Origin of the sequence: Formosa sp. A9 (genome assembly GCF_051200825.1) — a bacterium.
GTDB lineage: Bacteria > Bacteroidota > Bacteroidia > Flavobacteriales > Flavobacteriaceae > Formosa.
In genome coordinates, this window is the sequence record NZ_CP195158.1 from 2,043,981 (window position 1) to 2,068,019 (window position 24,039).

The 24,039-nt window shown below is 34.4% G+C and carries 29 protein-coding genes; 5 read left to right on the forward strand and 24 right to left on the reverse strand.

Annotated features, from left to right (window positions below):
• Positions 1-27: 27 nt before the first annotated feature.
• From arsB to ACR9EA_RS09230, 5 genes are all read right to left on the reverse strand, one after another.
• Positions 28-1,065: an ACR3 family arsenite efflux transporter gene (gene arsB / locus ACR9EA_RS09210; protein WP_435131932.1), complete on the reverse strand. Its 1,038-nt coding sequence runs from the start codon at positions 1,063-1,065 to the stop codon at positions 28-30.
• Positions 1,066-1,067: 2 nt separating this feature from the next.
• Complete coding sequence (locus tag ACR9EA_RS09215; RefSeq protein ID WP_435131934.1) at positions 1,068-1,676, reverse strand: low molecular weight phosphatase family protein; 609 nt, start codon at positions 1,674-1,676, stop codon at positions 1,068-1,070.
• A gap of 10 nt (positions 1,677-1,686) precedes the next feature.
• A complete protein-coding gene (locus ACR9EA_RS09220) occupies positions 1,687-2,160 on the reverse strand; it encodes a DUF6428 family protein (protein WP_435131936.1) in 474 nt (157 codons plus the stop codon).
• A 49-nt stretch (positions 2,161-2,209) separates the two neighbouring features.
• Complete coding sequence (locus ACR9EA_RS09225) at positions 2,210-2,545, reverse strand: ArsR/SmtB family transcription factor (protein ID WP_435131939.1); 336 nt, start codon at positions 2,543-2,545, stop codon at positions 2,210-2,212.
• Between the two features lie 204 nt (positions 2,546-2,749).
• Positions 2,750-3,466, reverse strand: a complete 717-nt coding sequence (locus ACR9EA_RS09230) for a 3-ketoacyl-ACP reductase (protein ID WP_435131941.1) — start codon at positions 3,464-3,466, stop codon at positions 2,750-2,752.
• A 318-nt stretch (positions 3,467-3,784) separates the two neighbouring features.
• Here ACR9EA_RS09230 and ACR9EA_RS09235 point away from each other — a divergent pair, with 318 nt between their 5' ends.
• The 3 genes from ACR9EA_RS09235 to ACR9EA_RS09245 all read left to right on the forward strand — a co-directional run bounded on the left by ACR9EA_RS09235 (position 3,785) and on the right by ACR9EA_RS09245 (position 6,279).
• On the forward strand, positions 3,785-4,630 hold the full coding sequence (locus ACR9EA_RS09235; protein ID WP_435131943.1) for an OmpA/MotB family protein: 846 nt from the start codon (positions 3,785-3,787) through the stop codon (positions 4,628-4,630).
• Positions 4,631-4,751: 121 nt separating this feature from the next.
• A complete protein-coding gene (locus tag ACR9EA_RS09240) occupies positions 4,752-5,039 on the forward strand; it encodes a DUF3817 domain-containing protein (protein ID WP_435131946.1) in 288 nt (95 codons plus the stop codon).
• A 1-nt stretch (position 5,040) separates the two neighbouring features.
• Complete coding sequence (locus ACR9EA_RS09245) at positions 5,041-6,279, forward strand: mechanosensitive ion channel family protein (RefSeq protein WP_435131949.1); 1,239 nt, start codon at positions 5,041-5,043, stop codon at positions 6,277-6,279.
• Between the two features lie 69 nt (positions 6,280-6,348).
• Here the strand turns inward: ACR9EA_RS09245 and ACR9EA_RS09250 are convergent, their stop codons facing one another.
• The 4 genes from ACR9EA_RS09250 to ACR9EA_RS09265 form a co-directional block, all read right to left on the reverse strand.
• Complete coding sequence (locus ACR9EA_RS09250; protein ID WP_435131951.1) at positions 6,349-7,023, reverse strand: OmpA family protein; 675 nt, start codon at positions 7,021-7,023, stop codon at positions 6,349-6,351.
• 24 nt (positions 7,024-7,047) lie between these two features.
• Positions 7,048-7,551, reverse strand: coding sequence for a hypothetical protein (locus tag ACR9EA_RS09255; RefSeq protein WP_435131954.1), 504 nt, complete (start codon positions 7,549-7,551; stop codon positions 7,048-7,050).
• Positions 7,552-7,651: 100 nt separating this feature from the next.
• Positions 7,652-8,050 (reverse strand): acyl-CoA thioesterase, encoded by a 399-nt coding sequence (locus ACR9EA_RS09260; RefSeq protein ID WP_435131957.1) that lies wholly within the window; start codon positions 8,048-8,050, stop codon positions 7,652-7,654.
• Positions 8,047-8,943, reverse strand: coding sequence for a DUF72 domain-containing protein (locus ACR9EA_RS09265; protein WP_435131960.1), 897 nt, complete (start codon positions 8,941-8,943; stop codon positions 8,047-8,049). Before ACR9EA_RS09265 ends, ACR9EA_RS09260 begins: the two co-directional genes overlap by 4 nt.
• Before the next feature lie 120 nt (positions 8,944-9,063).
• On the opposite strand from ACR9EA_RS09265, the gene ACR9EA_RS09270 reads away from it, so the two are divergent.
• Positions 9,064-9,477 carry a glyoxalase gene (locus tag ACR9EA_RS09270; protein WP_435131963.1) on the forward strand — a complete coding sequence of 138 codons (414 nt, stop codon included), beginning with the start codon at positions 9,064-9,066 and terminating at the stop codon, positions 9,475-9,477.
• On the opposite strand, the gene ACR9EA_RS09275 is transcribed toward ACR9EA_RS09270, so the two are convergent.
• The 4 genes from ACR9EA_RS09275 to ACR9EA_RS09290 form a co-directional block, all read right to left on the reverse strand.
• On the reverse strand, positions 9,474-10,142 hold the full coding sequence (locus ACR9EA_RS09275; protein WP_435131965.1) for a DUF2461 domain-containing protein: 669 nt from the start codon (positions 10,140-10,142) through the stop codon (positions 9,474-9,476). The genes ACR9EA_RS09270 and ACR9EA_RS09275 overlap by 4 nt on opposite strands.
• 81 nt (positions 10,143-10,223) lie before the next feature.
• Positions 10,224-10,760 (reverse strand): hypothetical protein, encoded by a 537-nt coding sequence (locus ACR9EA_RS09280; protein ID WP_435131967.1) that lies wholly within the window; start codon positions 10,758-10,760, stop codon positions 10,224-10,226.
• A gap of 105 nt (positions 10,761-10,865) precedes the next feature.
• A complete protein-coding gene (locus tag ACR9EA_RS09285; protein ID WP_435131969.1) occupies positions 10,866-11,027 on the reverse strand; it encodes a DUF1328 domain-containing protein in 162 nt (53 codons plus the stop codon).
• 538 nt (positions 11,028-11,565) lie between these two features.
• Complete coding sequence (locus ACR9EA_RS09290) at positions 11,566-12,348, reverse strand: tRNA pseudouridine synthase A (protein WP_435131972.1); 783 nt, start codon at positions 12,346-12,348, stop codon at positions 11,566-11,568.
• Between the two features lie 108 nt (positions 12,349-12,456).
• On the opposite strand from ACR9EA_RS09290, the gene ACR9EA_RS09295 reads away from it, so the two are divergent.
• Positions 12,457-12,870, forward strand: a complete 414-nt coding sequence (locus ACR9EA_RS09295; RefSeq protein WP_435131974.1) for a hypothetical protein — start codon at positions 12,457-12,459, stop codon at positions 12,868-12,870.
• Between the two features lie 26 nt (positions 12,871-12,896).
• On the opposite strand, the gene hisIE is transcribed toward ACR9EA_RS09295, so the two are convergent.
• The 11 genes from hisIE to fabG form a co-directional block, all read right to left on the reverse strand.
• Positions 12,897-13,496: a bifunctional phosphoribosyl-AMP cyclohydrolase/phosphoribosyl-ATP diphosphatase HisIE gene (gene hisIE / locus ACR9EA_RS09300; RefSeq protein WP_435131976.1), complete on the reverse strand. Its 600-nt coding sequence runs from the start codon at positions 13,494-13,496 to the stop codon at positions 12,897-12,899.
• 22 nt (positions 13,497-13,518) lie between these two features.
• The gene (gene hisF, locus ACR9EA_RS09305) at positions 13,519-14,274 is read right to left on the reverse strand and encodes an imidazole glycerol phosphate synthase subunit HisF (RefSeq protein WP_435131979.1); all 756 of its coding nucleotides are present in this window, start codon (positions 14,272-14,274) and stop codon (positions 13,519-13,521) included.
• 3 nt (positions 14,275-14,277) lie between these two features.
• Positions 14,278-15,006, reverse strand: a complete 729-nt coding sequence (gene hisA / locus ACR9EA_RS09310) for a 1-(5-phosphoribosyl)-5-[(5-phosphoribosylamino)methylideneamino]imidazole-4-carboxamide isomerase (protein WP_435131981.1) — start codon at positions 15,004-15,006, stop codon at positions 14,278-14,280.
• Positions 15,007-15,019: 13 nt separating this feature from the next.
• Positions 15,020-15,610: an imidazole glycerol phosphate synthase subunit HisH gene (hisH, locus tag ACR9EA_RS09315; RefSeq protein ID WP_435131983.1), complete on the reverse strand. Its 591-nt coding sequence runs from the start codon at positions 15,608-15,610 to the stop codon at positions 15,020-15,022.
• A 162-nt stretch (positions 15,611-15,772) separates the two neighbouring features.
• Positions 15,773-16,909 carry a bifunctional histidinol-phosphatase/imidazoleglycerol-phosphate dehydratase HisB gene (gene hisB, locus ACR9EA_RS09320; protein WP_435131986.1) on the reverse strand — a complete coding sequence of 379 codons (1,137 nt, stop codon included), beginning with the start codon at positions 16,907-16,909 and terminating at the stop codon, positions 15,773-15,775.
• Positions 16,906-17,946 carry a histidinol-phosphate transaminase gene (gene hisC / locus ACR9EA_RS09325; protein WP_435131988.1) on the reverse strand — a complete coding sequence of 347 codons (1,041 nt, stop codon included), beginning with the start codon at positions 17,944-17,946 and terminating at the stop codon, positions 16,906-16,908. Before hisC ends, hisB begins: the two co-directional genes overlap by 4 nt.
• A gap of 1 nt (position 17,947) precedes the next feature.
• Positions 17,948-19,234: a histidinol dehydrogenase gene (gene hisD / locus ACR9EA_RS09330; protein WP_435131991.1), complete on the reverse strand. Its 1,287-nt coding sequence runs from the start codon at positions 19,232-19,234 to the stop codon at positions 17,948-17,950.
• Positions 19,235-19,255: 21 nt separating this feature from the next.
• Positions 19,256-20,113, reverse strand: a complete 858-nt coding sequence (gene hisG / locus ACR9EA_RS09335) for an ATP phosphoribosyltransferase (RefSeq protein ID WP_435131994.1) — start codon at positions 20,111-20,113, stop codon at positions 19,256-19,258.
• A 247-nt stretch (positions 20,114-20,360) separates the two neighbouring features.
• The gene (locus ACR9EA_RS09340) at positions 20,361-21,176 is read right to left on the reverse strand and encodes a prohibitin family protein (protein ID WP_435131996.1); all 816 of its coding nucleotides are present in this window, start codon (positions 21,174-21,176) and stop codon (positions 20,361-20,363) included.
• 10 nt (positions 21,177-21,186) lie between these two features.
• Entirely contained in the window at positions 21,187-23,124 is a 1,938-nt protein-coding gene (locus ACR9EA_RS09345; RefSeq protein ID WP_435131999.1) for a VWA domain-containing protein, read from the reverse strand.
• A 93-nt stretch (positions 23,125-23,217) separates the two neighbouring features.
• On the reverse strand, positions 23,218-23,964 hold the full coding sequence (gene fabG, locus ACR9EA_RS09350) for a 3-oxoacyl-[acyl-carrier-protein] reductase (protein ID WP_435132002.1): 747 nt from the start codon (positions 23,962-23,964) through the stop codon (positions 23,218-23,220).
• Between the last annotated feature and the right edge of the window lie 75 nt (positions 23,965-24,039).

Sequence of the window (24,039 nt, forward strand, 5' to 3'; positions counted from 1 at the left end):
ATTAACACAGATACAATTATTACTGTTTTATTTGTAGTATTTGTTTTTTAACCAAAATGAGACACGGACTAGCAAAATTAATGCCGGCACTTCTACTAAAGGCCCAATTACCCCCGCAAAAGCCTGCCCCGAATTTAAACCAAATACTGCGATAGCTACTGCTATGGCCAATTCGAAATTATTGCCTGCAGCCGTAAACGCCACAGCTGCATTTTTATCGTAAGGTGCACCAACGGCTTTGCTAACAAAAAATCCTATTACAAACATGATAGTAAAATAGATTAACAATGGTACAGCTATAATTAAAACATCGATTGGTATTTGAACAATCAACTCGCCTTTTAACGAAAACATTACAACAATAGTAAACAATAAAGCGATTAAGGTTAGCGGAGAAATAGCTGGTATAAATGTATTTGTATACCATTGCTCGCCTTTTAATCGAACCAAAATAAACCGACTTAAAAAACCTAATACAAAAGGAATCCCCAAATATATAGCAACACTTTCAGCTATGGTACTTATTGAAATGTCTACAATAGCGCCATCAAAACCAAAATATGGCGGTAAAACAGTTATAAAAATCCAAGCATAAAAACTATAGCCAAACACCTGAAAAATACTGTTTAAAGCCACCAATCCAGCACCATACTCGCTGTTTCCATCTGCTAAATCATTCCAAACCAAAACCATGGCTATACAACGTGCAAGACCTATTAAGATAAGACCTACCATGTATTCTGGATAATCGTGTAAAAATGTTAATGCCAAAGCAAACATCAGTAAAGGGCCTATTACCCAATTTAAAATCAGTGAAACAGAGAGTAGCTTAGTATCTTTAAATACTTTTGGTAATAAGGCATAATTAACTTTCGCTAGAGGCGGATACATCATTAAAATTAAACCAATAGCTATAGGTATATTGGTCGTGCCTTTGTTAAAACTATTGATGAACTCTGGAAAACTCGGAAAATAATAGCCTATACCTACTCCAATGGCCATGGCTATAAATATCCATAAAGTTAAATAATTATCTAAAAAACTTAATCGTTTACTACTTGCCATAATTAGTTTATTTTAGAAAACACATAACATAATTCTTCTGCAATTTGTAAGCTACGTGCATTATATTGTTCGGTTTGTTGTGGTGTACCATCAAATGCTTTAGGATCTTCAAAAGTAATAGGAATACGCTTTTCTGCACCAGCTATAAACGGACAACCTTGATCGGCCTGAGAACAGGTCATGATAGCTGCAAAATGCGCTTCCGGATTAAAATCAGCATCAAATCGTTTCGAGAAACCAATAACCGGATGTTCGTTTTCTGCATATTTTATCGCATACACAGGATTTTGCTCTTGCGATAATTGCTGAATTTTAAATCCGGTAGCTTCTAAAGTTTCGGCAACTTTAGGAAATAAAGCAGTGGCTTCTGTCCCACCCGAAAAACATACTACTGATGGAATTTTAAAATACAATGCCGCGGTTTGTGCCCATACTTGAGACAAATGACTGCGTCTGGAATTGTGTGTACATATAAAGTTAAGTCGAATAGTTTCCTTTTTCGTGAATTTTTCTTGAATATAATCCACTAAAGGCTGTAAGGTTGTTTTGCGATCTTCACTTATAGACTGATAATTGAAAGACGCGATTAAATTTGAAAGTTTAGTATACATAATAATTGAATTAACAACATCCTGAATTAGGTGAACAACAGGCTGAATTTGAGTTTAAATCTGAAAGTTTAATTTTTGGTTTATCTGCAGGAATGCCACACTGGTCTTTTGCCAAACAATCGGTTTGTGTGGTCGTTAATAAAAAACGGGTGCCATCGAAGTCTAAACCATACTTTTGTATCGTGTCGCCTTGGTACTCTACCTCAATAGTTAAATCCTCTGGCAATTCTAAAGCAGATTTAGATAATTCTATAATGTGAGTTAATTTTTCGGGATGCAACCTATGGTCGTAATCGTTAGCCTGCCACAGCTGAAAATTAATAACCGTTTCGTGTCTTAATGTGCCACCACAGTCTATAAAATCTTTTGAAACTTTACCTATTTCGGTAACGTGAAAATGTCTTGGTACTAATTGTCCGTTTGGCAACTGAAACTCTAATTGCTCTAGTGCCCCTAAGTGCGTTTGAATGTCTTGAAGTGTCATGATTATTTATATTTAATTGTAATATTACGATGAATGAAAGTAAATTTTTTTAACAACAATCTGTCGGCGATCTAGGCGTTTCCTGATTTAAAAATTGTGTTAGTTTAAGCTGTATAGCCTGCCATCTGTTACTATCGATACAATAACAAACACTTGTCCCCTCTATAGTGCCTTTAATAATGCCTGCATTTTTTAATTCTTTTAAATGCTGAGAAATGGTAGGTTGTGCCAAACCAATTTCTTCTACCAAATCGCCACAAATACAAGATTCCGATTTAAACAGATATTCCAAAATAGCAATTCGCGCAGGATGCCCTAATACTTTGGCCAAACTTGCAATTTCGTTTTGCTGCTCCGAAAATATTTCAGATTTTGTGATTCCCATCTTATTAATTTATTTATTGCAATATTACGATAAATAATATTTTGAATCATTACTCAACCTTAAAATTAACACTAATTTAATCTTGATGAATAAACAAAAATCTCTGTCAAACCCAACTTTATTGAGCGCGACAGAGATTCATTTAAATAGTGATGTCTTCAGAATAAAACAGATATGGAATTATTCTATTTATGGAAATTATTGTTACGGGTTTGTAGACCAAATACTAGACTCTTTTATAAATACGCGTCTGTTCAGTTTAAGTTGTGCTATAATTAACTCGGCAAAATCTTCGGCTTGCATTACACTTTCGGTATTACCATCTGTTAAGTTTAAATCTACAGACAAATCTGTTGCAATAGTACTTGGTGTTAATGCTGTAACTCTAATATTATGTTTTCTCACTTCTTGCATTAAAGACTCTGTAAGTCCTAATACAGCAAATTTAGAGGCACTGTAAGCACTAGTAGCGGCATTACCTTTTAGACCTGCAGTAGAAGATATGTTTACAATATCACCAGATTTATTATCAATCATTTGTGGTAAAAATGCACGGGTTACATAATAAATTCCCATAACATTTACTCTAATTATATGTTCCCATTCTTCGGGTTCTAAAGCTAAAAACGACCCAAATTTAGCAATACCAGCATTGTTTATAAGAATGTCTATGGTTTTAAACTGATATAAAATTGTTTTTGCGGCGGTATTTACATCATCTATAGACGATACGTCTGCGGTTACCGTTATGGCTTCTACACCAAGTTTTCTTACTTCTTTAGCAACATCTTCTATATCTGCTGTCGTTCTTGCCAATAAGGCAATATGTACACCTTCTTTTGCCAATGCCAAAGCTAAAGCTTTTCCTATTCCTCTACCTGCTCCGGTTATTAAAGCGCGTTGTCCTTTTAAAGATCTCATAAATTATAATAGTTTATCTAATGCATGTCAAAAATACACATATTTATAAGTCGCAAGAAGTATAAATAGCATTAGAGTTAAATTTTTTTATGAACGCATACACCTAACTGCCTTTGCTATATTAATTTTGAATTAACACGATTTCAATTAACCACATTATCTATAAAATTAGATTTTAATCGGATTTTTTATCATTTTTTTAAAGACTTATCCTACAATAAATCAAATAATTAGACAAAATGTGTTAAAAAAGTAAGTTGTTTTAAAAACCATAATCATGCTTTTAAGCGTACATATATAAACCAAAAATTAAAAATTATGAAGAAAATTTCAATCGGAGTATTAGCTTTATGTCTAATGGCATCTTGTGTTTCTAAAAAGAAATATGTGGCTTTACAAGAAGAAAACGGACAAATAAAAAGTCAGTTGCAAAAAACAACTGTAGAGAAAGAAGATTTAGAAGCTAAATTTGATGAAATTCAAGCACGTGTAGATGCTTACAATTCTAAAATAAACTCTTTAACCGAAGAAAATGATGCTAAACTTGTAGCCGTTGGCGATGTTGCAGTCATCTCTAACGACACTAAAAAAAGCATGCGAGAAACTTTAAAACATGTAGATCCTGCTAAATTAAGCGAAGCCAAAACACTAAAAGATTCTATGAATTTGGCAGTGGCTTATAACTTACAAAAATCTTTAGACAGCAGTTCACTTAACGAAGATGAAGATATTGCGATAGATATTAACGAAACTGTTGTTATGATTTCTATTTCAGATAAAATGTTATTTAATACCGCAAGTTACAGAGTAAGTAGTAAAGCAAACAACATTTTACAAAAATTGGCCGACGTTATTAACTCCGAACCGAGTATAGAAGTTATGGTAGAAGGCCATACTGACTCTAGAAGTATTAACACTGCGACTGTAAAAGACAACTGGGACTTAAGTGTATTGCGCGCAACTTCGGTTGTACGTAAGTTACAAGACGATTACGATGTTGCTCCAGAAAAAATGATAGCAGCCGGACGTAGTAGTTACCATCCAATTGCCGAAAACGATACCAGAGAAAACCAAGCAAAAAACAGAAGAACACGTATAGTAATTCTTCCAAATATTAATAAGTTTTTTGCACTTATGAACTCTAACGAAGTTGCAAATCAATAAAACCTTCATTTCATTATCCATAGAAGAGGACTGCTTTCGAGCAGTCTTTTTTTTGCTTTAATATCTGCCAAGCACGTCCAATATATTAAGCTTTAGTATATTTGCAAAAATCTATATTCTTATGAATTCATTATTAAAAACTTTACGAATTGTTGGTGCTCTAGAAGGTATCTCGTACATTTTATTACTCTTTGTTGCTGTACCTATTAAATATCTTTTAAAAGATCCGCAATATGTAAAATTACTTGGTATGCCACACGGTTTACTGTTTGTTGCTTATGTTGTTTTGGCCATTATGGTAGGCATGGAACTAAAATGGGATAAAAAGACTTTTGCTTTTGTGTTATTAGCTTCAGTAATCCCGTTTGGAACTTTTATAGCAGATAAAAAGTATTTTAAGGTAGCTTAATATGCAAAACTTCAATCATTATTTCTTTAATTATTTTAAAAGCTTAAATATTTCCGATGCAACGGCAATCTATTTGAATATGATTAGCCTTTTGGTGTTGCTTCTAATTATTGTTTTTATATCTGATTTTATTGCGCGAAAGATTTTAATTCAGGCATTTTCGTCATTTGCAGCAAAATCTAAAACTAAATTCGACGATTTATTAGTCAACCACAAAGTACCAAGAAATATAGCGCATATTGTTCCGTTGGCAATTACGTTAAAGTGTTTACCAACTGTATTTTCAGATTTTCCTGTATTCGAACATGCAGTAGAATTACTCCTAAAACTATACTGTGTTGTTTTAGTGATTTGGATTATAAGAAGCGTTCTTAATACTTTAGAATCGTACTTTAAAACACTCCCCCGCTTAAAAGACAAACCTATAGATAGTTATATACAAGTACTTATGCTTTTTCTATGGGCAATAGGCATCGCGCTTATTTTTGTAATGATTACCGGTATAGACATTAAAACCTTCTTTACCACATTAGGTGCCGCATCTGCAGTCTTACTTTTAATATTTAAAGACACAATTCTGGGTTTTGTTGCAAGTATTCAAGTAGCAATAAACGATACTGTTAGAATTGGAGATTGGATTACTATGGATAAATATGGTGCCGATGGCGACGTTATAGAAATTAACCTTTCTACAGTCCAAGTTCAGAACTTTGATATGACGATAACCAACATTCCTACCTATGCTTTAATTTCTGATTCTTTTAAAAACTGGCGCGGAATGAATAGTTCTGGTGGCCGACGCATTAAAAGAGCTATTATTATTAAGGCTACTAGCGTTCATTACTTAACAAAAGAACGTGTTGATGCCCTTAAAAAAATACAGTTAATTTCTGATTATTTAGAACATAGACAAAACGATATTAATAAGTATAACGAAAATAACAATGCCGATAAAACCTTATTAATTAACGGGAGAAACATGACTAATTTAGGTGTGTTTAGGAAGTATCTTCAAAGTTATATAGAAACCCATTCGGCCATAAATAAGGATATGACGATTATGACGCGACAATTAGCGCCTACACCTCAAGGAATCCCTTTAGAAATTTATGCTTTTAGTAGCGATAAACGTTGGCAAAATTACGAATATATCATGTCGGATATTTTTGATCATACCCTGGCCGCAGTGCAATATTTTGATCTTGAAATATTCGAACTTAGTAATTACATTACAGAATAACATTATTTATAAACATAAAAAAGTCGCGTGTAATACGCGACTTTTTTATGCAATATAATTAAAACGATATTAGTTGGCTTGTGCCTTAGCATCGTCTATCATTTCTTGGTTTGCAGAAATACCAATTTCTACGCGTCTGTTTTTCACTCTACCTTCTTCTGTAGCGTTATCAAATCTAGGTTTGGTTTCGCCATAAGCTGTAACTGTAAAACGATCGCTGGAAATACCTTTTCCTTCTAAATAATCAACTACAGACTGTGCTCTTTTTTTAGATAAAGTCATGTTATAAGCATCGTCTCCAGAACTGTCTGTATGACCTTCTACTAATAAGTTAGTATCTGGGAATTCTGTGAAAATTTCTGCGATAGCATCTAGATTTTCTTTAGCGCTAGCTGTTAAATCGGCTTTATTTATGGCAAAAGTTACACCACTTTTATCATCGAAAACCACTTGAATGCCTTCTCCAACACGATTAACCTCGGCTCCAGGAAGCGCTTCTTCAATCTTATCGGCTTGTTTATCCATTTGGTTACCTATTATACCACCAGCAGCACCACCAACGGCAGCACCAATAAGTGCACCAGTAACGTTACCACCAATAAGGCCTCCTATTAATGCACCACCTGCAACACCAATACCTGCACCTTTTTGGGTGCTATTAGCATTTTTTAAAGAATCGCAGCTTACAAACGATATTGAAAATACCAAAGCTATAGCTACAAATATACTTGTTGTTTGTTTCATGTTTTGTAAATATTAAATTGTTAATTATAAATCGATGTTATCGGAAGTTTTGTTATACGTCATAATAACATCAAAAGGATTTCCTTCGTAAGTTGTTGGTACTTTAATAACCATTACGTTATCGCTAATATCCTGAATTGTGGCGCGATAACCAGAAGTAACGTGTTTGGCTTTTATATCGTCGCCTACATATTTAAACTGAAATTGCGTGTACCCATCTGTTCCTTCTAAAAACGACCAATGGATGCTATTGGTGTAAGCTTCGCAAATCGAACTATTCGCTTTAGTTGAAAATTTACCAGAACCGTTATTTGGTATAAACACCCATTCGCCGCCTTTAAAGCAAGACGAGTCGGCTAAATCGAATAAAAAAGCCTTGTATAACCCTTTATCGCCTACAAATTTAATATCTGTGACTTCCCAAGTGCCTTTTAACATTTTTTTACTTGGAGCTTGAGCAGTTGTAGATTTAGATCCTGAACAGGATAGCACAAGCATCGCTAACGTGATGTAAAGAATTTTTTTCATATTATTTTAATTAATGGTTTGATTAACAGTTCTACTAAGTTAATAATTCTATTTTTCATTTTAATGCTTAACAGCTGAAAAAAGTAAGAATTTATAACATTTATTTAGAATTACTTTCCAATCGATCTTTTACATACTCTATTTTGGTTTTTCCATGAGGTTTTGGTTTACCATCTTCACCCAAATTAACCATAATAATATTGTCTACTTTAATAATTGTTTCCCGTGTCATTTTATTTCTAACTTCACAATTTAACGTTAAAGACGATTTACCGAATTTTACGACTTCGATACCAATCTCTACGATATCGCCTTTTTTTGCCGAGCTTAAAAAATTAATTTCGGACATGTATTTAGTAACGACTCTATTATTTTCTAATTGAATGATAGAATACAAGGCTGCTTCCTCGTCTATCCATGCAAGTAATTTGCCTCCAAATAAAGTTTCGTTAGCGTTTAAATCTTCGGGTTTAACCCATTTTCTGGTGTGAAATCTCATGTAAATAAATTTTGTTGTGAATTTGTATTATCGTTAGGAATTTTCAACTGACTTCCTAATGCTTTATTTAATGCTTTTATAAAATATGCTGCTAGCAAAGGAGATTCTTTTTCTGTATTTTGATGAATAAAAAAATCTATTTCTTTAATCCCTTGGTCTTGCCATAACTTTAAACGTTCTACCCAATCGTCTAATCGCTTATAATCGCTGGAGTGATTAGCTCCTACATAGCGAACAAACGCTCTCGCGTTGGTTAATCGCATGTGTAACAAATCGCGACGGCCAGCCGTGTCTACAATAATATTGGAAATGTTATGCGTTTCTAACAATTGGTATAAGTTATTCGCTACTTCCACATCATTAAACCAATCGCTATGCCTAAACTCAACTGCTAACGGATATTGCTCTGGCCAAAAATTTAAAAATTCTGATAATACTCTAAAATTATCAGGCGAAAAGTTCGTGTGTAATTGTAAGAAAAAACATCCCAATTTATCTTCTAATTGGCTTGCGTTTGTTAAAAGTAATTCAGTTTCGGCTTTAACGTCTGTAAGTCTTTTGTAATGACTAATGGTTTGATTAATTTTTGGAAAAAACTTAAACGATTGAGGTGTTTTATGCTTCCATACAGCAAATTGCTCTGCACTAAAAATACGATAAAAGGTTGCATTAAGCTCTATACTATTAAATTGCGAAGCATAATAACCAAGTTCGTCTTTGGTGCCTTTGGGATAAAAATGTTTTAAATCGGCTTTATTCCATTTTGCACAACCTACGTAAATTTCAGGCACATTATCATCTTTAAATTGCTCTAAAACCAAACGTGTTTTAGGATGGTCTTCTGGTAACGAAAAATCAATATGTTCTGGGTGGCTTACGCTTCCAAACTTCATAATGGAATAATTTTGTATAAAGATAATTCTTTAATTGTTCATAACCACGTTAACAAGTAATAGCATTAACATTTATTTGATTAGAGATAATTAATAATTTTAAGAAAAATGTTTAAAATTATGACAACAAGACACAACAATCTGAAAGCTATTCGACCTGAAACCTCTTTAGGGACGTTAAGCGAAAACATGAGTAGTGACGAACGTTTTCAAAACGAAACATTGCGGCCCATCATCAAATTTCAAGAAGACCTATTTATTGAAGTACTTAAAAACTACATCGCCAAACACAAAAATGTGTTTTATGGTTTAAGTCTGCCAAAAAAAATAGCGTATGTAGAAAATGCCATTCAAAAAGACATGAAATTTCGTAACTCGGTAAAGGGTATGATTATTGGACAATTTACTGTTGAAGAATATTTACGTTATATCGAAAATTCTTCGGCACTAAATAAACGAATGATGAACATTACAAAAGAACAACTTTTAAATAATATTCAGTTATTCGACACTCCGTTGGCCGACGTTATTTAAAGCAAAGATTCGCCATTTATATTAGTGGTTAATACGTCGCTCATATAATCAAAATAAGGCCTAATGGTTTTAAAATCTTCATCGATTTTAGTAATAAAATCCGGACTAGTAACCTCTTGGTCTGTAAACGATTTTGTAAAAATATATTGCTTTTTCTTTATAAGATCGATATCTGGGTGATTTTTATCGAATCCTTTTGGGGCAGTTTTAAGTTCATCGCCAACCAAATTGCCCCAAACGGATTTAAATTTTGAATGGTTTAAAATGTCTCGCATTTCTTGTGTATCAACTTCAAATTCTTTTCTAACACGGTGTAAATCTGCTTTATTCGGATCCCAAAACCCTGTGGCTATAAACGATTTGTTATCGGGTTGAATTTGCAAATAATAGCCCCCACGCAATTGTGGTTTTTTCCTATGTATACTACCTCCAAAGTGCGTTTTATACGGTTGTTTGTTTTTAGAAAATCTTACATCTCTGTAAATTCTGAATAGTTTTAAAGCATCAACATCGTCGTGTAATTTTATAGTGTCGAACAATTTTTGATAAGCCAATTTAACTTCGCCCTCTACAGCTTTAAATTCCGATTTATGATCTTGAAACCAAGTTCTATCATTATGCTGTTCTAATAACTTTAAAAAATCCAGTACGTTTTGAGAAATCATATTTTTGAAGTATTTAAAACATTAAAAATACAAAAAAGGCTCCGTATTTACGAAGCCTTAAATAAATTTAAGTGACGACCTCTACTCTACTAAAGTGTAGACTTTAGACTCGACCTTATTGGTATTTTTATCGAATTGTTGCACAATAAAATTGCCCTTATCGTCAAAAAAACCAATACCAGAAGTACCATCTTCCTCAATAACAAACTGTTTACTATCGGCAGACTGTTTTACAGTTTTAGGAGTATACGTATTATAAGGGTCGGAAATTAAAAAACCATCCTCGCTCATAGTAAATACACAACGTTTACCGTCTAAAGTATAATGCTTAACCTGCTGTGTTTGGGTAAACGGACTATTATTGGTTATTCTAACCGTTTCTGTAACTTCTACAGGCGCATTTGCACGATCCTGATTAATCTTATTTTTATCATCTTCCGATAATTTGACCTCCTGAACTTTTTTAGTGTTGTACTCTACAGTTTCTTCTGTTATTGTACTTCCATCATTAATTTTTGTGGTTACTGTTTTGGTTTCTTCTTGAATATCTTTAGGCTCGGTTTGTGCAGTTACAAAACTACAAACACACAACCCAGTAATTATTAATACTTGTTTCATTTGTTCTTTATTATAATTAAAAAAATTCATGTAAAGACTTATCCAATCTCATTTTAAAACATAAAAAGAGCTGGATAAACCTTGTGCAATACTCTAAATACAGATTTATTTAGATAAGGCACCTCTCATAAGCGTAATTACAAATAATACCAGAAACACAAAGAATGTAATTTTAGCAATACCTGCAGAAGCTCCTGCAATACCACCAAAACCTAATATTCCTGCTATTATTGCAATAATAATAAATGCAATTGTCCAGCGTAACATAATATTAAAATTTAAAGATTAATTAATTGCAATTGCGTGTTTTACAGAAACAAACACAATCACCTCATTACATGTAAGTTAGTGATTTTTTTTGACACTATCGCTATAAACAGTTTCAAATCACACTAACGAATTACATCATATAGTTAAATTATGAAGTTACATTTACACCTTGCTATAGCTTAACACCTTTTAACGTAAAAAACACTTTAAAGCGTTAATTAATGTTAATACGTAGCTATTGTTTTAACGTGTATTAACATTAATATTTTTGAAATTTAAACCAAACCACTGTGGACTGGAAGTCTATAGGTTTGAAAACAGACTGAAAGTCCGATTATTTGTATTTATTTTAGCCACAAATACACGAATAATCTTTATAAAAACTAAGTCAAATATTCGTGCATTCGTGGCAAAAAATATTTATAGAAACTGAAAGTCTTGCACTAAAAGTGCATAGTTTCAACTAACGACTGAGACCAATGAAAGAAATAGAACACGTCTTTAATAACTTGTCTGTAAACAGAGCCAAGACTATTTACAAATCGTATTCTACTTTATGAAGTATTAACCCAGATGCAGGAGCAATATAATCCATTACTTCCTTGCTTTCAGGTTTTAAACTATCTGAAATATAATGAAGCGGAATTTCATGCTTCCCCAATTTTATAAGTGCTCCCATCATGAGTCGGATTTGGTTCCTCATAAACCCCTGACCTTTTACACGTAAAATGTACGACCGTTCAGGAAAAAAACTTGCAGTATACAACCTGTTTTCTACAATTTCGCAAGTATCTATGGTACGATTAAACACACCTGTTTCGGTGGGTTTATAACAATACGTTTTAAAATTATGGGTTCCTTCAAATAATTTAGCCCCAGCTTGCATTAATTCGATATCCAGTTCATCTAAAATTGTCGTCATAATCGGCGCACAAAACGGATGGAATTTATTGCCTTGAGCAAAAACATAAACATATTCCTTCATTTTTGAAGTTTGAATAATATTAAATGTACTATCGACTTCTTTGATAGATAAAGCTCTTAAATCTTGTGGTAAGTTATAATTGAAAACAGCTAAAAACGCGTCTAAATCCTCTATAGGATCTTCCAAAAACAATTCGAAAGCACCTTGCTCTGCAGATACCATGGCATCTGTACGACCAGCTCCCATGGTTTTAAATGTTTTACCATCCATCACATAACGCATGGTTTTATCAATCATTAAATGTACCGTTTTTAAATTGGGTTGTTTTTGCCAACCATGAAAACGATAGCCTAAATATTGAATTGCAATAAGGTAAAAAAAACGCTTTTTCAACTGGAAACTTGTTTATTTTAAAAAGTACGGCAAGTAACTTATTTTGATAGACATCACAAAAAAATTAGTATCTTAAATGCTGATTTTACTAACTAACTTTATTTTTTTATGACAAACACTATTAAACCTCCTATTTGGTTCTGGGTTGCTAGCATAATTGCGCTGTTATGGAATGGCATGGGTGTTTACGCCTATTTACAACAAGCCTACAACACCGAAAGTTTTAGGGCACAATACACCGCCGAAGAATTAAAAACAGTGTTAAACACACCGTCTTGGGTAATGGGCGCTTTTGCTGTTGCTGTATTTTTTGGGTTTCTAGCCAGTATTTTACTATTGCTACGCAAGAGATTTGCCTATGTTATCGCTCTAATTTCTTTAATTGCCGTAATTGCCCAAATGAGTTACTTGTTTTTTGGCAGTACACCAAGCAATATAATACTGCCGCTATTTGTTTTAGTATTTTCGGTGTTTCTACTATGGTTTTCTAAAACAGCTATGGCTAAAGGTTGGATTTCTTAAACGGATAGCACTAGGTTTTCTAGTGCTTATTTTTCTCTCTCCTTTAAAATATTAACCACATCGTTTATTTTAAAGCCTTTGGCTTGTAAAAGCATTAAATAATGAAATAACAAATCGGCACTTTCATTTAAAAACAAATTGTCGTCGTTATCTTTGGCTTCAATCACCACTTCTACAGCTTCCTCGCCTACTTTTTGGGCTATTTTGTTAATACCTTTTGCAAATAAAGACGATACATACGACTCGTTTGGTTTAAAATTTAAACGCCGGTCTTCAATTACTTCTTCTAAATGCGAAATAAATCCGTAATTCGTTGCATTAGTTTCTGCCCAACACGTATCGGTTCCAGTATGGCACGTTGGACCTTTTGGGTGCACGGTAATTAGCAAGGTGTCGTTATCGCAATCTAGTTTAATGTCTACCAAATGTAACACATTGCCACTTTCCTCACCCTTCGTCCACAATCTGTTTTTTGTGCGACTAAAAAAGGTTACTAATTTGGTGTCTTTTGTTTTTTGATACGCCTCGGCATTCATATAGCCTAACATTAATACGTTTTTAGTACTCGCATCTTGAATGATTGCTGGCACTAAACCGTCATTATTTTTATTGAAATCAATCGTCATGATATTCTATTTTAACTGTAAGCTATAACCTTACAGGAATATTATTTTTATTAAGTTTTTGTTTTAATTCTGAAATAGGAATTTCTCCAAAATGAAACACGCTGGCCGCCAAAGCAGCATCGGCTTTTCCTCGGTTGAAGGTATCCACAAAATGCTGAACATTTCCTGCCCCACCTGAAGCAATTATAGGAATATTTAAAAGACTTGAAAGTTTCGCCAAAGCTTCGTTAGCAAATCCGTTTTTAGTCCCGTCGTGATCCATAGAAGTAAATAAAATTTCGCCTGCACCACGCGATTCCACTTCTTTTGCCCAGTCGAACAAATCGATTTCGGTAGGAATACTTCCTCCCGCCAAATGCACTTTCCACTGCCCGTTAATTTGTTTCGCATCAATGGCCACAACCACACACTGACTCCCAAATTTATTAGCTAATTCGTTAACCAAATCCGGGCGTTTTACAGCGGAGGAATTGATAGACACTTTATCGGCTCCACATTTTAACAACGCATCAACATGTTCTACAGACGAGATACCACCACCTACTGTAAACGGAATATTAACTTGCTCTGCAACATGTAATACCATATCTAAAGTAGTGCCTCGCCCCTCCAAAGTTGCCGCAATATCCAGAAAAACCAACTCGTCTGCCCCTTCAAGAGCATATTGTTTGGCTTGTTCTACAGGGTCGCCAGCATCTATTAAATCTACAAAATTAACGCCTTTTACAGTTCGCCCATTCTTAATATCTAAACACGGAATGATTCGTTTTGTAAGCATAGTTTATTGTGAGTTTACTACAAGTTGTTCTAATTCTTTTAAACTTATTTTATTTTCGTAAATCGCTTTGCCAATAATCACACCTTCGCAGCCAATTTCCTTAAGCTTTGGTAATTCTTCTTTACTCGAAATGCCTCCAGAAGCTATTAATTTGATACTCGGATTTTCTGAAATGATTTTTTTATACAAATCGAAAGACGGACCTTCCAACATACCATCTTTAGAAATATCGGTGCAAATAACATACTGAATGCCTTTATGCATATACCCTTTTATAAACGGAACCACTTCCAAACTGCTTTCTTCTAACCAGCCGCTAATAGCGACTTTTTCGTTTTTGGCATCGGCACCCAAAATAATTTTCTGACTCCCATATTTCTGAATCCATTTTTCGAATATATCTTTATTTTTAACAGCAATACTCCCTCCGGTGATCTGTTTGGCACCCGAATTAAATGCTATGTAAAGGTCTTCGTTAGTTTTTAAGCCTCCTCCAAAATCAATTTTTAAATTCGTTTTCGTGGCAATCTGTTCTAACACCTTATAATTTACAATAGTACTGGCTTTTGCACCATCTAAATCTACTAAGTGCAGATACTCTACGCCAGCATCTTCAAACTGCTTAGCGACTTCTAAAGGGTTTTCGTTATAAATTTTTTTAGTATCGTAATCGCCTTTGGTTAAGCGCACACATTTACCGTCTATAATATCTATGGCTGGTATGATTCTCATGGTTATTTATTGATCAATATGATTTAATATTTAAAAAATTACGCAATACTTGCTCTCCTGCTGTACTGCTTTTTTCTGGGTGAAACTGAACGCCGTAAAAATTTTTATGCTGTAAAGCCGAGGCATAATTACCGTTATAATTGGTTATCGCAATGGCTTCGTCGCAATGTTCTGCATAATAACTGTGTACTAAATACATATAGGAATTTTCAGGAATATCCTTAAATAAATCCGATTTTAAATTCGAAACCGTATTCCAGCCCATTTGCGGCACTTTTACCGTATTTGGAAAGCGTTTAACAGCTACCTGAAAAACACCTAAACCCTTGGTATCGCCTTCCTCAGTGTAGTTACAAAGTAATTGCATACCCAAACAAATCCCTAAAACAGGCTGTTTGAGTGTCGGAATCAGTGTATCCAACCCGCTATTTTGAAGCATTTTTAAAGCCGAACTCGCCTCGCCAACACCAGGGAAAATCACACGGTCGGCCGCTATAATTTCGTCTGGATTATTGCTTAAAACCGCATCGATTCCTAAGCGTTTAAACGCAAACTGAATACTTTTGATGTTGCCCGCACCGTAATCTATTATTACTACTTTCAATGGTTTTTGATTTTTTAACTGCAATAATTCTCTATTCACAAACAATACTACTTATCATTTGAAAAGGTTGTTTTTTTTTAAATGACAATTTCTCGACTGCGCTCGAAAAGACAAAATAGAATGAATTTCAACAGTAATTAATTTAATTAAAATAATTTCGAGTTACAGCATCCCTTTGGTTGATGGTAAAATCATTTTTTCTACATCGCGTTTGACAGCCATTTTAATGGCTTTTGCAAAGGCTTTAAAAATAGCTTCTATTTTGTGATGTTCGTTGGTGCCTTCTGCTTTAATATTTAAATTGCATTTCGCGCCATCGGTGAAGGATTTAAAAAAGTGAAAAAACATTTCGGTTGGCATTTTACCTACCATTTCGCGTTTAAACTCGGCTTCCCAAACCAGCCAGTTTCTACCGCCAAAATCAATCCCCACAGACGCTAAACAATCGTCCATTGGCAAATAAAATCCGTAGCGCTCAATGCCTAATTTGTTGCCCAAAACCGTATTGAACAATTCTCCCAAAGCAATGGCTGTATCTTCAATAGTATGGTGTTCGTCCACCTCTAAATCGCCATCCACTTTTACATTCAAATCCAATTGGCCATGACGTGCTATTTGATCGAGCATGTGATCGAAAAAAGCAATGCCTGTTTCAATGTTACTTTTACCGGTTCCGTCTAGATTTAAATCGATTTTAATTTTCGTTTCGTTGGTATTGCGTTCGATACTTCCGGTGCGATCGTCAACTTTTAAAAATTTATAAATAGCTTCCCAATCGTTAGATTCTAAGGCAATAAATTCGTTTAAATCGCCTCGATTCACAGTAATTTCGTCGGTTCCAAGATTGGTATTATCGTTGATAAAAATACCTTTACATCCTAAGTTTTTCGCTAATTCCACATCGGTTAAACGATCGCCAATAACGAAAGAATTTTCCAAATTGTAAGCTTCTGAGAAATATTCGGTCAACAAACCAGTATTTGGTTTCCGTGTTGGTGCATTATCTTTAGCGAAAGTTCTGTCGATAACCTGATTTTTAAATGTGATACCTTCATTTTTAAAAGTATCAATTATAAAATTATGAACCGGCCAAAAGGTGTCTTCAGGAAACGCTTCGGTTCCTAAACCATCCTGATTGGTAACCATCACCAATTCGTAATCCAATTCTTTCGCAATTCTACTTAAATATTGAAACACTTTTGGGTAAAATTCCAATTTATCAAACCCGTCTATCTGCTCATCTGCTGGTTCTTTAATAATCGTGCCATCACGATCTATAAATAATACTTTTTGTTTCATTGTAAACTTTTAAGAGCTGTTAGTAATGTCTCATTTTCTACGCTTGTTCCTACGGTTAGCCTTAAGCAATTTTCGCATAGGGGTTGCGTTGTTCGGTTTCTAACAACTACGCCTTTTTTAATTAATTGATTATAACGTTGGGTTGCATCATCTACCTTTACCAGTACAAAATTGGTGTCTGTTGGGTAAATTTTGCTGATGTAATTGATCTGCTTTAAGTCTGAAATTAACTGACTGCGTTCTATTAAAATAGCATCAATTTCGTTACTAACAAGATCGGTTTGTTTTAGTAATTCTGCCGCTTTATTTTGCGTTAACACATTGATATTGTAAGGCGGTTTGATAGTATTTAGTACAGAAATAATTTCGGTAGACGCATAGCAAATTCCTAAGCGAATGCCCGCCATGCCATAAGCTTTAGACAAAGTTTGGGTGATGATTAGATTTGGAAATTCATCCAATCGCTGCAACCAACTGTCTTTCGACGAAAAATCGATATACGCTTCGTCAATAACCACGATGCCTTCAAATTTTTTCAACAACACTTCTACATCAGTATCGATAAAGCTATTTCCAGACGGATTATTCGGCGAGCATAAGAATAAGATTTTACTATGTGCATCGGCTGCTTCTAAAATCTGATCCGTTTCTGGTTGAAATGTTTCCGTCAACAATACTTTCTTAATTCCAACAGCGTTCAAATTTGCCAACACTTCGTACATGCCGTAGGTTGGTGGTAAAATAATGACATTATCTTGGTTGGGTTCGCAAAAAGCTCGAACAATTAAATCCAAAACTTCGTCGCTACCATTGCCCAAAAGGATGTTAGATTTCGAAACCTCTTTTATGTCTGACAAAATAGCTTTCACTTCATTTTGATACGGATCGGGATACCTATTAATGCCATTGTTAAAGGGATTTTCGTTAGCGTCTAAAAACACCATGTCGCTGGTTTCTTCCTGAAATTCGTCTCGTGCAGACGAATAAGCTTTTAAAGCTTTAATGGAAGGTCTTAAAAGATCTTGAACACTAGCCATGTTATTTTTTTAAATCATTTAAACGTAAAGTTACCGCATTTTTGTGTGCTTGCAAACCTTCGGCTTCGGCCATACTTTCGATAACTGGTCCTAAATCTAAAAGGCCTTGTTCCGATATTTTCTGAAAGGTAATACTCTTAGAAAAACTATCTAAATTCACACCCGAATAGGCTTTACTAAACCCGTTGGTCGGTAAAGTGTGATTGGTTCCCGAGGCATAATCGCCAGCACTTTCTGGCGTGTAATTGCCAATAAATACCGAACCAGCATTTACAATACCATCTACAAAAACAGCTTCATTTTTAGAACAAATAATAAAATGTTCCGGAGCGTATTCGTTGATTAAATCTAAAGCTACCGCTTCGTTTTCGACATAAATCATTTTGGAATTGGCAATCGCTTTTTTCGCAATGTCTTGTCGTGGCAATAATGAAATTTGCCTCTCTAAGGCTTTTAAAACCTGATCGATGATTGCTTTGGAAGTCGTTACCAAAATCACCTGACTATCGGCTCCGTGTTCCGCCTGACTCAACAAATCGGATGCTACATAATTGGCATTGGCGCTATCGTCTGCAAAAACCAATAATTCGCTTGGTCCGGCAGGCATATCGATCGCCACACCATATTTGGTTGCTAACTGCTTGGCCACAGTTACAAACTGATTACCAGGACCAAATATTTTATACACTTGTGGAATCGTTTCGGTTCCAAATGTTAAACCTGCTATAGCCTGAATACCGCCAACTTTTATAATTTTGGAAACCCCACACAATTGTGCTGCAAACAAAATTTCGTTGGCAATCGCACCTGTTTTGCTTGGAGGCGTACACAACACGATTTCTTTGCAACCTGCAATTTTAGCAGGTATAGCCAACATTAAAACGGTAGAAAATAAAGGAGCTGTTCCACCCGGAATATACAAACCTATTTTTTCGATGGGGCGTTTTTCTTGCCAACACTGTACACCATTTGTCGTTTCAACTTCAACTTTTTGTGTTTTTTGAGCCGCGTGAAAACGCTCAATATTATTGTAAGCTGTTTGGATTGCCGCCTTTAACGTATCGTTTACAGCGGCAGAAGCTGTTTCAATTTCTTTATCGGTAACTAAATTAGATTCTAACGTAACACCATCAAAAATAGACGTGTATTTCGTGATAGCTTCATCTCCATGACGCTTTACATCATCAAAAATTTGAGTTACGGTGTTTTCGATATCATTAACCGTTTGTGTAGGTCTTTGCAAAATATTGCCCCATTCGCTAGGTTTGGGATTTTCTATAATATTCATCGTCTTTCGTCTTAAATCAATTTATAAAACCATGTTATCTATTGGGCAAACTAAAATTCCTTCTGCTCCATGAAGCTTCAGTTCGTCTATAATTTCCCAAAATTTATTTTTATTAATAACTGTGTGCACAGAACTCCATCCTTGCTCGGCTAACGGCAAAACTGTAGGACTTCGCATGCCTGGCAAAATGGAAATTATAGTATCTAATTTCTCATTGGGTGCGTTTAATAACACATATTTGGATTGTCGGCCTTTTAATACCGATTGTATTCTGAATTGAATTTTATTTAGTATGGCCTCGTTAGCTTCAGAAATTAAAGGAGACGCAGCTAAAACGGCCTCAGACTTTAATAATACTTCTACTTCTTTCAAACCATTTTTAAACAAGGTACTACCGCTCGAAACGATATCTACTATGGCATCGGCCAGACCTATATTTGGCGCAATTTCTACCGATCCATTAATAATATGAATATTGGCTTTTACTTTATTTTTTTCTAAATATTGCTGAACCGTATTGGGGTACGACGTTGCGATACGTTTACCTTCCAGCTCTTGAATGCTTTTATATTTAACTGATTTTGGAACAGCGACTGAAACTTTACAGGCAGAAAAACCCAGTTTTTCTTTAATTTGAATGTTTCCACCTTTTTCTATAAGTACATTTTCTCCAATAATCGCGGCATCTACAACACCATCTTTTAAATACTGTGGAATGTCGCCATTTCTTAAATAAAATACTTCAATAGGGAAATTTCTAGCCGAAGCCTTCAGTTGATCTTTTCCGTTATCTATAGAAATACCAATGTCTTTTAGTATTTGCATAGAGTCGTCGTACAAACGACCAGATTTTTGAACAGCAATTTTTAGTTTACTCATTTTAGTTGATTAATATCGCTTGAGTAAATCCATGGGCAGTAAAATAAAAACCCCATCTGATTTACTCAAACGGGGTTTAAAAATATATTATTCTGAATTTATCCAATACATTTTCAGCTCGCTTGAGTGCAAGTATGAAAATGATGATGATGTACTTGAATAAATAACATGTTTTTGTTTTTCTTTTACAAATATTCAGAAATTAAAAACACTTATGCAAGCTTTTCAATTAAAAATTAAAAAGTTTTTATTGGTTTCCTAAAATTATTGGTAAGCCGCTATCTCCAGAACCGATTACTATCACTTTCGCATTAGCAGATTCCGATAATTTTACAGTAGCCTCTATACCTTTATCTTGCAAAATTTTATCGTTTAAAGATTCGCTTAATATTTTATTGGCATCGGCTTTACCTTGAGCTTCAATAATTTGTTTTTGAGCTTCTTTTTGCGCTGTCACCAGTCTAAATTCGTATTCTAAAGACTCTTGTTCCTGCTTTAGTTTACGTTCTATGGCATCTTTTATAGATGGCGGTAAAGCTACATCGCGCACCAAAATTTCGTTAAGTTGGATGTATTGGTCGTCTACTATACTTTTTGTTTCTTCAAATATTTCTTTTTGAATGGCATCTCGCTTACTCGAATACAGTTGCTCTGGCGTATAACGCCCCACAACGCTTCTGGCAGCCGAACGAATAGCTGGCAATAAAATACGTTCTTTATACATTTCGCTCTTTTCTTTGTGTAATTTTCCTAAATTCTCGTATTGTGGCTGAAACCATGCCGAAGCTTCAAGTTTAATATCTAAACCATTAGACGATAACACATTCATACGTTCGTAAATTTCCTGTTGCCTTACCTCGTAAACAAAAACCTTATTCCAAGGTGCCACCACATGAAAACCTTCGCCTAAAGGAGGTTCATCGGTTACGACACCGCCACCAAAGGTTTTATATAATACACCCGCTTCACCAGAACCTATGGTTATAGCCGATTTAGATATTAAAATAATTAGTGCCACAATAAGGATAACAAATGGCAATGCAATTTTTGGTAATTTTTCCATGTTCAATTATTTATATTAGTCCGTAATATTTACGTAAAAACCATTCTGCAGAAAGCGTTAATACCAAAAGTCCTAGTAAATATTTCCAGTCTATTAAGGCTTGTGTGATTTTTGTGCTTTTTAAAATGGGTTTATAACGTTGGTCTTTTAAAAGATTCTCTTTTAATGCTGTATAATCGCTTACATAAGCAGACATACCATTAGTATTGGTCGCTAATTGTTGTAATTTTGTTACATTGGCATTTAAAAATTGCTGCTCGATATTAAAATCTAAAATAGTTAAACTACCTGATTTTGAAATATTGGCATGCAAAGCTTTTACTGTAAAATCGTATTCTGAAGCTGGCAAATGACTTAAATCGACCTGATAATTAGTGTTTTTTAATACAAAAGGTAAAGTTACCGTAGTACCATCAACTTTGTTCGTTAGTGTTAATTGAAGCGATTCGGATGCATCAAATTCGTAATTTTTGTTAAAGTATTGTGCCTTAACTACTACATTACTTACATCTTCATAAAAAGATTCATAATCTAGCACCAATCTACTCTTGCGTTGTGTAGAGGCCAGATATTGTACCAATTTGCCTATAAAATTATCAAACGCCTGAAAATCATTAGTATTTAAAAAACTTTCTGCTCGCCACTGCCAAATATTTTCTCCCAGTAGTAACACCTCACGCTGGCCATCCTCTTCTAACGTAAGTAATAAGGACTGTTCGGTTACCGCATTACCTAATTTTTTATACAATAAAGTTTCGTAAGGCACGTCCACAGTAAGCTCGCCAAAAGCGGACTCTAAAGGTGGAAACGATTCGAAATCTAAATCATCTACAATAAAAGTAGAAAAATTAGAATTTAAAGCTGGTTGGTACCATTCGGTTTGACCTGAAATGTCGTGCTTAAAATGTAAACCATTCTGATTTAGAAAATGCCAATCGGTTTGCGATCCAGAAACTACAAACACATGCTTGTTAGTTTTCTTAATGTCATCTAAAACACCTTTAAACTGATTGTTAGGCTGATACAACATAACCAACTGAAAATCATTAATTTTACTCAGATATTCTCTAGGCTTCAAAATATGTGCAGAACGCTGCTTATTACTTTCTATACTTTTTTTAAACATGCCTAAATCTGGATGATAAAAATTAGAAACTAAAGCAACATTCATTTGTTCGTCGATGACTTCAACAGCAAAACTTTTTCGGTTATTTATAGTGTTTCTTTCTTGCGGAAGCGGTGCTAGTTCTGCTTCGTAAGTTGTTACCCCTACACGCGATGCGGGTAAGGTAAATTGTAAAACTTCGGAATTATTATGTTTTGAAAATTGTACGGTCTTAGAAAACACAATGTGCGATCCAGATTTTACTGTAAAAGTAGAAGTTACTGGACGGTTTCCTGTATAAACCAAAATAGTCTCAACAGGAAATTTATTATTTAAATATGCATATTTATTTACCTGTAATTGCTTGATATGAAGATCTAAATACGTTGTAGTATCTCCTAAAATGATAGGGTAAACAGGTTGCTTAACTGTAGTAAACGTATAGTCATCCCCAAAGGTCTGATTGCCATCGGTTATTAAAACTATTGGAGCTACATCTTGACCATGAATTGTATTAAGATCTGAAAAAGCTTTAGAAATATCGGTTTGCTTACTAGAAAACGTTAGACTATCATTCTGCTGTAATACATTACCGAAGGTGTAATATTGTATATCGAAACTAGCGTTTAAATCGGTGTCGGTTTTAAAAAAACTTCTAACTTTTCTTGCATTAGCATCCTGCTCTAAATGCACAACCGATTCCGAATTATCGGTTACAACCAATAACTTAGGTTTTTCTGTAACTGTATTAAGTTGTTCGAACTTTGGATTAATTAATAGTAATAGAACCAAAAAAATCGATAGAAACCTTAAAAAAGCAAAAAGCATGTGCTGTTTTGACATGCTTTTCACTTTAAATTTATATTGAAAAAGAGCTAATAGAAGTGCTACTATTCCAGCAAGAATAATATATAATATGGTGTTTACAGCCATAAATTAGGTTAACATTCCGCCATCTACATTTAACGTTTGCCCGGTTACATATGCACTCATATCGCTAGCTAAAAACACACATGCATTTGCTATATCTTCTGGAGTACCACCACGCTTTAATGGAATGGCATCGCGCCAGCCTTTTACAGTATTCTCGTCTAATTTTGCAGTCATTTCGGTTTCAATAAAACCAGGAGCGACAACATTGCTTCTAATATTTCTTGAGCCCAACTCTAAAGCAACAGATTTTGAGAATCCTATAATACCTGCTTTAGACGCTGCATAATTGGTTTGCCCTGCATTTCCTTTAACTCCTACAACAGAGCTCATATTTATGATCGAACCTTTACGTTGCTTCAACATAGTGCGTTGCACCGCTTTAGTCATATTAAAAACAGATTTTAGGTTAACTTCAATAACCTTATCAAAATCTTCCTCGCTAATACGCATTAACAAATTATCTTTCGTGATTCCTGCATTATTTACCAGTATATCTATACTTCCAAATTCCTTAACAACATCTTCTGCTAAACTTTGAGCTTCTTCAAAATTAGCGGCATTACTTTGGTAGCCTTTTGCTTTAATTCCTAAACTATTTAATTCGGCTTCCAAAGCTTGGGCAGCTTCTACAGAAGCACTATATGTAAATGCAATATTTGCACCTTGTTGTGCAAAAACTTGAGCAATTCCTTTACCAATACCGCGACTTGCACCTGTAATAATTGCTGTTTTTCCTTCTAATAATTTCATGTGTAATTAAATAAAATTTTGATAACCAAAGATACTAATTACTATATTGACAGTACAAAAAAACCTCACAAATTT